This is a genomic window from Agromyces binzhouensis (assembly GCF_004135055.1).
In the GTDB taxonomy this organism is placed as follows: Bacteria; Actinomycetota; Actinomycetes; order Actinomycetales; family Microbacteriaceae; genus Agromyces; species Agromyces binzhouensis.
The window spans coordinates 1-10,895 of sequence record NZ_SDPL01000067.1 but is presented as its reverse complement, the minus strand read 5'-3'; the positions used below and the strand labels follow the sequence as shown (position 1 = coordinate 10,895).

Annotated in this window: 8 protein-coding genes; 5 read left to right on the top strand and 3 right to left on the bottom strand. The window is 72.1% G+C overall.

From position 1 onward, the window contains the following. On the bottom strand, positions 1 to 1,819 hold a 1,819-nt coding region (locus ESO86_RS05625), incomplete at its 3' end, for an AfsR/SARP family transcriptional regulator (protein WP_207207024.1). A 147-nt stretch (positions 1,820 to 1,966) separates the two neighbouring features. Here ESO86_RS05625 and ESO86_RS05620 point away from each other — a divergent pair. After that, positions 1,967 to 2,368: a hypothetical protein gene (locus ESO86_RS05620; protein ID WP_129233956.1), complete on the top strand. Its 402-nt coding sequence runs from the start codon at positions 1,967 to 1,969 to the stop codon at positions 2,366 to 2,368. Positions 2,369 to 2,578: 210 nt separating this feature from the next. Here the strand turns inward: ESO86_RS05620 and ESO86_RS05615 are convergent, their stop codons facing one another. Further along, entirely contained in the window at positions 2,579 to 6,805 is a 4,227-nt protein-coding gene (locus ESO86_RS05615; protein ID WP_165307358.1) for an nSTAND1 domain-containing NTPase, read from the bottom strand. A gap of 114 nt (positions 6,806 to 6,919) precedes the next feature. Here ESO86_RS05615 and ESO86_RS05610 point away from each other — a divergent pair, with 114 nt between their 5' ends. The 4 genes from ESO86_RS05610 (at position 6,920) to serA (ending at position 9,995) form a co-directional block, all read left to right on the top strand. Then, complete coding sequence (locus tag ESO86_RS05610) at positions 6,920 to 7,264, top strand: hypothetical protein (RefSeq protein WP_129233952.1); 345 nt, start codon at positions 6,920 to 6,922, stop codon at positions 7,262 to 7,264. A gap of 124 nt (positions 7,265 to 7,388) precedes the next feature. After that, positions 7,389 to 7,859 (top strand): Asp23/Gls24 family envelope stress response protein, encoded by a 471-nt coding sequence (locus tag ESO86_RS05605; protein WP_129233950.1) that lies wholly within the window; start codon positions 7,389 to 7,391, stop codon positions 7,857 to 7,859. Next, positions 7,856 to 8,242, top strand: coding sequence for a bacitracin resistance protein (locus ESO86_RS05600; protein ID WP_129233948.1), 387 nt, complete (start codon positions 7,856 to 7,858; stop codon positions 8,240 to 8,242). Before ESO86_RS05605 ends, ESO86_RS05600 begins: the two co-directional genes overlap by 4 nt. A 160-nt stretch (positions 8,243 to 8,402) precedes the next feature. Further along, entirely contained in the window at positions 8,403 to 9,995 is a 1,593-nt protein-coding gene (gene serA, locus ESO86_RS05595; protein ID WP_129233946.1) for a phosphoglycerate dehydrogenase, read from the top strand. A 115-nt stretch (positions 9,996 to 10,110) separates the two neighbouring features. Here serA and ESO86_RS05590 read toward each other — a convergent pair whose 3' ends face one another. After that, the gene (locus ESO86_RS05590) at positions 10,111 to 10,683 is read right to left on the bottom strand and encodes a TetR/AcrR family transcriptional regulator (protein ID WP_129233944.1); all 573 of its coding nucleotides are present in this window, start codon (positions 10,681 to 10,683) and stop codon (positions 10,111 to 10,113) included. Positions 10,684 to 10,895 lie beyond the last annotated feature (212 nt).

Below are 10,895 nucleotides of genomic sequence, written 5' to 3'. Positions count from 1 at the left end.
GGGCGCCGCGCAGCAGGTCGTCCGGCGGGCGCCCCGCCGCGTCCCACGCGGCTGCGGCGGCCTCGATCCGTCGCAGGATGCGGGCGTTCGCCGCGTCCTCGGTCAGCCACCCGTCAAGACGCGGCCAGGTGGTGCCCACCGCCTCGTGCGCGATGATCGCGGCGTCGCCGTCGATGGTGACGAGGCGCGCCTGCACCAGGGCCTCGACGACGGCACGCCGTTCCGGGCTCGAGCTCAGCGTGGCCAGCGGCACCCGGCGGCGCACCGTCACGCCCTCCGGCGTGCGTTCGACCAGGCGCATCATGAACGACCGGCACACCTCCTGGCGGGTCGGCGAGAGCCCCCGGAACACTTGCTCGGCCGACAGGGCGATCGCGCCCGCGATACCCCCCGACGTCTCGTATCCGTCGACCGTGAGGGTCGCGCCCTCGCGCCTGGTCCAGGTGGCGACGAGTGCGTGCGAGAGCGGCGGGAGGATGCCGGGCCGACCACCTGCGTCGCGAAGGATGAGCTCCACGAGGCCGGGCTCGAGTTCGAGTCCCGCCGATTCGGCGGGCCGGGTAATCGCCTCCCGCAGGCCGTCCTCGCCGAGGGGCGGCAGCGCGTACAGGCCGCGACCGATGAGCGTCCCGAGCGACGGGATGCCGGTCGCCCAGTCGATGAAGTCGGAGCGCAGGGCCAGGACGAGGCATCCGCCCCGCTCGACCCACTCGGCCGAGCGGACGCCGACCTCGCGGAGTTCGTCGTCCGGCAGCGTGCGGAGTTCCTCGGCCTGGTCGATGCAGACCACCGCCGCGCCGTCCCCGAACGACGCCCGCAGCTGCTCGGCGCCCGCACTGCCGGGCGTGACGATCACCACCTTGCGGCCCTGGTCGCGCAGTCGGGGCACGACGCCCGCGCGCACGAGCGACGACTTGCCCGACCCGCTCGGCCCCACGACGGAGACGACCGACTGCCGACCGCAGCGCGCCAGGACCTCCTCGATGTCGGCATCGCGACCGAAGAAGAGCGCGCGGTCGTCGTCGCCGTATGCGACGAGTCCCCGATAGGGGCAGGATGCCGCGACCTGGCGTTCGCCCGGCACGACCTCGGGTGCCTCGAGGTTCCGGTCCTGCCGGAGCATGGCCGTCTCGAGTTCGACGAGGCTTCGGCTCGGATCGATGCCGAGGTCCCCGGCGAGCCGCTCTCGCGCACCGCGGATGACCGCGATCGCCTCCGCCTGCCGATCGGCCCGGTAGTTCGCCAGCGCGAGGATCGCCCAGCGGTGCTCGCGAAGCGGCTCCTCGCGTACGAGGCGCTCGGCGTCGGCGATCACGGAGCCTCGCTCGCCGGCCGAGAGCCTGGCGTCGAGCAGTTCCTCCTCGACGCTCCTGCGGATCTCGACCAGGCGGGCGGCCTCGATCACGGCGGGTGGCCAGTCCGCGGCGTCAGGCAGTGGAGCGCCACGCCAGAGCGCGAGCGCCTTCCTGAAGCCCGCCGCCGCACGATCGTGCGCGCCCTGCAGCGCCTGCCGCCGGGCCTGCGCGACCGCCTGCTCGAACTCCACCGCGTCGATCGCGCCGGGCTCGATCCCGAGTCGATAGTCGACGCCGACCGTGCGCACGGCCTCGGCGCCGAGCCTCGATCGGATCTTCGCGACGGCGTTGCGGATCTGCTGCGCCCACGTGGCCGGAGGCGCTTCGCCCCAGCACGCCTCGGCGAGTTCGGCGGGGGAGACCACGGCGTCTCGTCGCACGATGAGCGCGGTGAGGATGGTGCGTTCCCTCGGGCTCAGCGAAGGGCCGCCGGTGTCCATCGGGCCGAGAATCCGCATGCTCATGCCTGAAGTATCGAGACAATCTCAGGTAACGGTCAATTGTGCCCGTTCCCAACGGATATCGCACGGATATCGACCGATCGTCCGCCGATATCCGCGGTTGCGAGCGTGAATGCGAACGCCGGAATCGTTCCGGCCGAAGGGAGCATCATGAACACTCGCAACGGGAACCGCCGCGTACGCATCGTTCGCGCCTCGGCCGGGATCGTGGCCGCCGTCGGAGTCGCCCTGTCGTTCTCGGCCTGTGCGACCGGCGCGCAGACCCAGGGTGGAGGGGTGTCGGCGGGCGCCCGGGCGGAGCGGCCCGCGTACCTGTCCCACCTTGCGCCGGCCGACCGCCTCGAGGAGGCCATCCTCCGGGAGGCGGAGCGGCGCCAGGCCCTGGCCCAGGAGTTCGCGGGGCTCCCCGCGGACCGCATCGAGCAGCGGATGGCCGCCGCGACCGGTCGCCAGCCCCGCACCGTGAAGGAGTGCGCCGTCCTCGCACTCGCGCAGCGGCCGCTCGTGACCGCCGACACCTCCGAGCGACTCGCGGCGGGAGCTTGCGGCTGATCGGTCCAGATCCCACGGAGCCGCTCCCGACCGGAGGACGGCATCCGGGCAACCGCGTGGCGGGGCCCATCCGAGCGGCCCCCCATGCGGTGATTCCGGGGTCCGGAACGGCGTGCGCGAATGAGCAGAATGAATTCACCCACCCCGCGCTGGTGCTCCTGCGCCGTGCCCGAGGAGGAGGTCGCCCCCGCCGTCGGCGTTCGCGCCGACTCAGCCGAAGCCGCACGTGCTGTGGCGGTCGTCGAGGTCGCCCAGGTAGGTGCGCCACTCGGTGTCGGTGAGATCGCGTCCGGCGATTCGGCAGACCTGTTCGAACTGGTGCTCGGGGTCGATGTCCCACACGACGACGCCCTCCGGCATCGAGACCGCCATCTCCAGCCCGTCGGGACGGAGAACCGAGGGCGCCAGTGTGCGGCTGTCCGTGCGCACCGGATCGCCGATGCGCTCACCCCGCGAGGCGTCGTACAGCAGTGCGCTGCCGTCGGCAGCGAGCACGAGCATCGTGTTCGGGTCGCGGCTGAGGGTCGGTTCCATCAATCCGCCGGCCGCCCCGGGGACGGTTCCGGTCCGGCTGAACGGATCGGTCTCGAATCGTCCCATCCGGTTGTCCTCCATCGCGATCAGGTCGCCGTCCGCGAGGAGGACGTGGGCCGACGCATCGAACGGATGGTCCGACATCACTCGGTGATCGTCCAACGCCACGATGGCGAGGCGCGTGTCACGTCGTGCGCTCAGCGTGGCATCCTCCCGACCGAAGCTCGGCCCGGTGATCCAGTGCGTCACCGCGAGACGTTCGCCATCGGGTGAGACGGACAGCCAGAGCGGGAACCCCTCGACGCGCCAGGAGCCGCCTTCGGGCCGACCCGTCGCAGGGTCGAACTCCTGGAGCCTGCCGTCGGTGCGTGCCGCGTGGAGTCGAGCGCCGTCGGGCGACGGCCAGAAGCGGATGATGTTCCAGAGGTCGTCGCCGACCTGTTCCCCGGTGGCCAGGTCGATGATGCGGAAGAGGGAACCGTCGGAGTGCCGTGCGTAGAGTCGGCGGTCCTGCGCCCATCCCGGGTTGCTCACCGGCCGGTCGAACCGGTACACGACCTCACCGGTCTCGGTGTCGAGGACCGACACGTCGCGGAGATCCCCGTCCTCGGAGGCCGCGGCCTGCGGCGCGATCAGGACCAGGGACCCCTCGAAGGCATACGGGCCGACCACCATCTCCTCGGGGGCGACGAGCCGGCGTCCGGGGCCGCTGCCGTCGAGCTGCCATCGTGACACGACGGGGTTGCTCGCGCTGATCGTCGTGAGGCCGCTTCCGTCGGCGCGCACGTCGATCGTGCCCACGGCTCCATACAGCGGGCCGAGCTCCTCGTCGGGGAGCGGCGCACCGTCCGTGAGATCGTAGACGGCGATCCTGCCGAAGAGGTTTCCGCAGTAGACGCGCTGCAGGACCTCCGAGATCGCGAGCCAGTTGCACGGAGCGAGATACGGCTGGACGATGCCCGTCGTCCAGCGCAGCCGCCCGCCATCGGCGTCGAACGCGATCAGCGATCGATCGCCGGAGGCGACGACCACGCCCGACTCGCCGGTCGCCATCGCGACGTGCGCGGAGCCGGCGGGCACGGCCATGCTGGTGAGCACGGTCGCGGACTCCGCATCGACCACGTCGACGCGGTCGTCGATCCGCCCGACGAGCAGTCGGTCTCGGCCGTCGAACGCGAGTGCGGCCGCGTAGGTGTCCCGCTCGAGACGGGTCGTCGTCTCCCCGGCGACCGGGCGCGTGCGTCCGTCGATCGGCGATACGAGTGTCACCGCGCCGTCTCGTGCATCGGCGATCGCGACGGTGGCACCCGTGCCGTCGACGGCGAGCGCACCGGTCCCGGCCTGGATCCGGGTCGGTCCGACGATGCGCGCACCCCGCTCGAGGTCGAACACGACGAGATCCGACTGCGGCGAGGTTCCGTACCACGTGACCCCGCTGAACTGCGTCTCCGCGGGCCAGAGCACTGCTCCGATCCGGCCGTCGCGACTGATCGCGACGAGCGGGCGGGGGCCGATCGGGCCGGGGTCGAACCCGAGTTCGAGTTCACGACGAACGTCACCGGTCACGGTGTCCCTGATCGCTGCGCCGCGTTCCGTCGTGACGACCAGGGCATCCTCAGTACCGGGTATCAGGCGCCCGTACGCTGTCCCGCTCGACGCCACGACGGCGTTGCCCATGAATCCGCCGGCGCCCTGGAGGACGCCCATGAGCCCGGATCGGGTCCGAGGCTCGTCTGGCCACCGTCGGTACGCTTCCGCCGCGAGCAGCGCGGAGACGTCCCGTTCGGACGTCCGGAGCGCGAGCGCCGTCCCGACCAGCGCCTCGATGGCCGCGCTGTCGCGTTGGGCGGTCGCCTCACGGGATGAGAGGACCGCCACCGAGCCCGCTCCGGCCAGGAGCATGATGAGCCCGCCCGCGACGGCGAGCAGCGTGCGAAGCCGCCGATTCTGGCGCCGGTCGCGGCGCGCACGCTCGGAGAGCAGTGTCTGCTCTGCGGAGGCGCGCGTCGAGGCCGCATCGAGGAATGCCGACTCGACGTCGGTGAGTCCCCGTGGCGACGCATCGCGCCACTCGAGCGCCGCCTGCAGCCGAGCACCGCGGTAGAGGTCATCGTCGGGCCGTCCGGCCGCATTCCACGCCTCCGCGGCGACCGCGACGGCGGTGAGGAGCCGCGCGCTCTCTCCGTCCTCCTCGAGCCACGACTGGAGGCGCGGCCATGCCGTCGCGAGCGACTCGTGCGCCACCTCGACGGCCGCCGCCTCCGCACGGACGAGACGTGCGCGCGAGAGCATCGTGAGCACCTGCTCGCGCGCGGCATCCGACCGAAGGGGCTTCGAGGGCACCCGGCGGCGGACCGGGCTCCCGTCGGATGCCAGCGTCACGAGGCGCAGCATGATCCAACGGCAGATCACCCGCTGCCCGGGGTCCATCGACTGGTAGAGCCGATCCGCCGACTGTGCGATGGCGCCTGAGATCCCACCCGAGGCCTCGTATCCGGCGACGGTCATCGTCGCCCCCTCGCGTCGAAGCCAGGTCTCGACGAGGGCATGCGACATGTGCGGCAGAGCGCCGGCCTCCCCGCCGACATCGCGGAGGATGAGCTCGACGAGCCCCGGCTCGAGCCGGAGCGCGGCTCGACGAGCGGGCTGCTCGATCGCGTCGCGGAGCGCCTCCGGCGACATGGGTCCCACGAGGTGAACCCCCTCGGCCACGAGCGGCGCGAGGACGGGGTGGGCGGCGCACTCGTCGAGGAAGTCCGATCGGACCACGACGATGACGGTCGTGCCCGTCGCAGCCGCGTCGGCGATCGCGTGGGCCGCAGCATCGACATCGGCCTCGCCGGCGTGGAACACCTCCTCGAACTGGTCGACGACGACCACGTTCGCCCGCCCGGCGCCCTCCGCAGCATCGCGGATGCCCACGTCCAGGTCGCGTTCGGGCGAGAGCAGGGTCACGTGATCTCCGCGCCGTCGCAAGGCGGGCACCACGCCGGCCCGGACCAGCGAGGACTTGCCGCTTCCCGACGCCCCGGAGATGGCCAGGAAGGTCGATCGGGTGAGCCGAGCGAGTGCGCTCCGAATGTCGGCGTCCCGGCCGAAGAACTCGTCCTCGTCGTCGACGCCGAACGGTTGGAGGCCGCGGTAGGGGCACACGATGCTCGAGGCGCTCGGCGCGTCGCCGAGGTCGAGGGAATCGTCGTGTCGCAGGACCGCGATCTCGAGATCGGCGAGTTCGGCGCCCGGATCGGCACCCAGCTCGTCAGCCAGTCGCTCACGGGCCGATCGGATCGCGGCCAGTGCGTCGGCCTGACGGCCGCTCCGGTAGAGCGCGGTCGCGAGGAGGACCCAGCGGCGTTCGCTGAGCGGGGCCTCCCGGACGAGCCGCTCCGCATCGCCGACGCACGACGCGTGCTCGCCGAGCTGCAGGCGCGCATCGAGCCGAACCTCCTCGGTGTCACGCCTCAGTTCCTCGAGCCGCTGCGACTCGACGATCGCCGGTGCCCACGCCGACAGGTCCGCGTACGGGATGCCGCGCCAGAGCGCGAGTGCCCGCTCCGCGGCGTCGACAGCACGAGCCGGGTCGTCCCGGAGGTGCTCTCGGGCGGACGCGGCGAAGCGCTCGAACCGTTCGGCGTCGACGGTCTCGGGGTCGATGCGCACTGCGTAGCCGCCGGGCGTCGTCACGACGGCGTTCCGGCCGATCGCCGTCCGTACTCGTCCGATGGACGCCTGCAACTGCTTGGTCCATGTCGCGGGCGGCTCGTCGCCCCACAGGGCTTCGGCGAGTTCGTCGGTCGTCACGGGCCTCCCGGCACGGAGGAGCAGCGCCGAGAGCAGGGTTCGCTCCCTTGGGCTGAGCGAGACCCCCTCGATGTCGAGCGGGCCGAAGATGCCGACGCCCATGTTCCGCATTGTTCGCCTCCGCGTGGCCTCCGTCAATGATCGACGCATACCCCGGATACCGGATGCATACCCCTGGCGGCCGACCGCATACCTGCTCGGCGCAGCGTGGATGGCATGAACACCGCAACCAGCACCCTTCGCCTCACCGCCACTGCCGCATTCCTGGCACTGGCGGCCACCCTCGCCGGATGCGCGACCGCTGAGAACGCGTCGCTCTCAGACGGCGCGGCAGGCCAGGCCGTGACCCGCGCCGTGGCCGGACCCGACCTCCACCAGGCGCTCGTGCGCTCCGCCGCCGACCGCTACGTGAGCGAGCTGCTCGTCCGCGCTGAGCTTGCGGGCGGTTCGTCTCATGAGGCCGCCGACCGCTACGTGAACGAGCTTCTCGTGCGCGCCCGCATGGCGGCTGGATCTGCCGCAGTGGTCGACGACTACCCGAGTCAGTTGAACGGACGCTGACTCGCGTGCGATCGAGCGAGGTCGCTCGCTCTCGGGTCCATACGTTTCCACCCCGCGCAGTGGGGTCTGCTCCGGCCGGCCCCACTGCGCGTTCGGCGGGCACGGCCGTCGATAGGGTGATCACATGGGCCGTGACGGCGACGATGAGGATGCCCTCCGCTGGGAGGGAGACGAGGACGCGACGCTCGCGCCCGGGTGGAAGCGCGTCGGCGACCCGACGACGCCTGGCGACGCGGCGGGCGACGGCGATGACGAGGCGACGGATGCCGCGGCATCCACGAGCGCGGACGGCACCCCTGCGGGGCCGCAGATCGGTTCGGCCGAGCTGGTGCTGCTGGGCGTCTTCGGTGGCGTGTTCCTGCTCTACACGCTGGGCTGGATCCTCACGGTGCTCCGAGTGACGAACACGGCGACCGACCCGGTCGGGCAGTTCATGTTCGCGCTCGGTCTCGCGCTCGCCGTGATCGCCCCGGCGATGTGGTTCGCGGTCGCGTTCGCCCTCACGCGCGGGCGGGTCCCGCTGCGGTTCACCTGGCTCGCGGTCGGCGCCGTCGTCCTGCTGCCCGTTCCGTTCGTGGCGGGGGTGACCGTATGAGCACCGAGCCCGCCTCGACCGACCCGGCCGGCACCGGCTCCGCGGCGACCGCTCGGGCCCGTCGCACGCCGTTCTGGCTCGAACTGGCGCTCGCGATCGCGTTCGGGCTGTTCTTCGCGTACGACGCGTGGGAGGCCGTCGGCAACCTCGTGGGAATCGCCGGCGTCGCCTCGGCCCTGGGTACGACCCTCAGCGCCACGGGCTGGATCGTCCTGATCCTCGCGATCCTCCTGCCGGTCGCGCTCTTCGCGATCGCCTTCCTCCTCGGCAGGCGCCGCAGCGCACCCGTGCAGGCGGCCCTCTACCTTGCAGGGTTGGCCGTGTCGGCGTTGCTCTACCTCGACATCCTGCTCCTGTTCGGTCCGGGCGCGCTGCTCGCCTGAGCGGCCGCACCGGATGCAGCCGCTCGTCTGCGCACGTCACACGATTCGGGCGGCGCGATACCCCTGAAGTAGGCTGGCCGCGTCATCCGCGCCCCGACGACGCCGGCGCGACGTCCCGCGGTGCACGCACCGCATCCCCGAACGCAGTGAGGATCCGTCCGTGACCAAGCCGGTCGTGCTGATCGCCGAAGAACTCTCGCCCGCCACCGTCGACGCCCTCGGGCCCGACTTCGAGGTCCGCAACGTCGACGGCACCGACCGTCCGGCGCTGCTCGCGGCGCTCGCCGACGCGAACGCGATCCTCGTCCGGTCGGCCACCAAGGTGGACGCCGAGGCGATCGCCGCGGCGCCGAAGCTGCAGGTCATCGCGCGTGCGGGCGTCGGCCTCGACAACGTCGACATCAAGTCCGCGACGACCGCGGGCGTCATGGTCGTGAACGCCCCGACCTCGAACATCATCTCGGCCGCCGAGCTCACGGTCGGCCACATCCTGAGCCTCGCCCGCCACATCCCCGCCGCGCACTCGGCGCTCGCGCAGGGGGAGTGGAAGCGCTCGGCCTACACCGGCACCGAGCTCTACGAGAAGACGGTCGGCATCATCGGCCTCGGTCGCATCGGCGCGCTCATCGCGGCGCGCCTGCAGGCGTTCGGCGTCGAGGTCATCGCGTACGACCCGTACATCACGGCCGCGCGCGCGCAGCAGCTCGGCGTGCAGACCGTGACGCTCGACGACCTCCTCGAGCAGAGCGACTTCATCACGATCCACATGCCGAAGACGCCGGAGACCACGGGCATGATCGGCGCCGACCAGCTCGCGAAGATGAAGCCGACGGCCTTCGTCGTGAACGTCGCGCGCGGCGGCCTCATCGACGAGGACGCGCTGCACGACGCGCTCGTCGCGAAGACCATCGCGGGCGCCGGCCTCGACGTCTTCGTGCAGGAGCCGCCGAAGGAGTCGCCGCTGCTCGCTCTCCCGAACGTCGTCGTCACGCCGCACCTCGGCGCCTCGACCGACGAGGCGCAGGAGAAGGCCGGGATCTCGGTCGCGAAGTCGGTGCGCCTCGCGCTCGCGGGCGAGCTCGTGCCCGACGCCGTGAACGTCGCGGGCGGCATCATCGACCCCTACGTGCGCCCCGGCATCCCGCTCGTCGAGAAGCTCGGCCAGCTCTTCGCCGGGCTCGCCCAGGGTCCGCTCGAGAGCCTCGACGTCGAGGTGCACGGCGAGCTCGTCGACTACGACGTGAGCGTGCTGAAGCTCGCCGCGCTGAAGGGCGTCTTCACGAACGTCGTCAGCGAGTCGGTGTCGTACGTCAACGCGCCGCTCCTCGCCGAGCAGCGCGGCGTCGCCGTCCGCCTCATCGCGGATGCCGAGAGCCCCGAGTACCGCAACGTCATCACGCTGCGCGGCGCGCTCGCCGACGGCACGCAGGTGTCGGTGTCGGGCACGCTCACCGGCACGAAGCAGACCGAGAAGCTCGTCGGCATCAACGGCTACGACGTCGAGGTGCCGATCGCCGACCACCACATCGTGATGCAGTACACCGACCGCCCGGGCATCGTCGCCGTCTACGGCAGCGAGTTCGGCGAGGCGGGCATCAACATCGCCGGCATGCAGATCGCGCGCCGCGAGGCGGGCGGCCAGGCGCTGTCGGTGCTCACGGTCGACTCGCCGGTGCCGGCCGAGGTGCTCGAGCGGGTCGGCGAGGCGATCGCGGCCGACGTGCTCGTCGAGATCGACATCACCGAGTCCTAGTCCGAGACGGATGCCGCGGGGCGGCGGGTCGCACGCGCGACCCGCCGCCCTTCGGCGTCACCGGGCGATTCGTCGCGGGCGGCCGGCACGCGATCCGCGCCGCTGACGTCGACCGTCAGTCGGCCGCCCCGCCGGCGCTGCCGTGCGCGAGCTGCTCGAGCAGTGCGACGAGGGCGTCCATGTCGGCGCCGTGCGGCGCGTCGACGCCGATCTCGGGGTCGACGCCGTGGAGGGCGGAGTCGTAGTAGAGGCCGTCGCCGATGAGCGTGACGGCGAGGGCGATCGTGGGGTCGGGCACGTGACGGCGGATGGCGCGGAGCCATCGGTCGCGGACGTCGCGGATCATCCGCACCGCGGGCGCGCTGCCGGCCTGCGCGAGCCGTGCGGCGGCGACGCCGGCGCGCTCGAGCGGGCTGTCCTGCGAGATCGAGCTCCGGACGTAGTACGCGATGGCGCCCTCGGGCGCGCCCTCGAGCACGGCGATGTCGTCGTCGACGAGCTGGGAGAACCGCTCGAGCACGCCCTCGATGAGTGCGTCGCGGCTGGCGAAGTGGTACAGCAGCCCGCCCTTGGACACGCCGGCGGCCCGGGCGGTCGCGTCGAGGGTCGCCGCGCGGACGCCGCCGTCGATGAGCTGTCGCTCGAAGGCGTCGAGGACGGCGTCGCGGGCGGCGGGGGGTCGGCTCATGGCTCCGATGGTAGCGAGGGGAACGGTCGGCGGCATCTGATACTCTACCGTCCAGCCGGTACAGTAATAGGACTCCGACATGACGAACGAACTCGACACCACCACGATCGACCCGACCCTCCAGGGTGCCGCCGCCGAGGCGAAGACGGATGCCGCGGCGTCCGCCCCGCGCCCCGACCCCGGCCGCGTCGGCTCGGTCGCGCGGCGCGGCG

Bases quoted from the DNA above. Each gene is read 5' to 3' on its own strand.
- ESO86_RS05620 (WP_129233956.1), top strand. From the start codon at position 1,967: ATGAACACTCGCAACGGGAACCGCCGCGTACGCATCGTTCGCGCCTCG.
- ESO86_RS05615 (WP_165307358.1), bottom strand. From the start codon at position 6,805: ATGGGCGTCGGCATCTTCGGCCCGCTCGACATCGAGGGGGTCTCGCTC.
- ESO86_RS05610 (WP_129233952.1), top strand. From the start codon at position 6,920: ATGAACACCGCAACCAGCACCCTTCGCCTCACCGCCACTGCCGCATTC.
- ESO86_RS05605 (WP_129233950.1), top strand. From the start codon at position 7,389: ATGGGCCGTGACGGCGACGATGAGGATGCCCTCCGCTGGGAGGGAGAC.
- ESO86_RS05600 (WP_129233948.1), top strand. From the start codon at position 7,856: ATGAGCACCGAGCCCGCCTCGACCGACCCGGCCGGCACCGGCTCCGCG.
- ESO86_RS05590 (WP_129233944.1), bottom strand. From the start codon at position 10,683: ATGAGCCGACCCCCCGCCGCCCGCGACGCCGTCCTCGACGCCTTCGAG.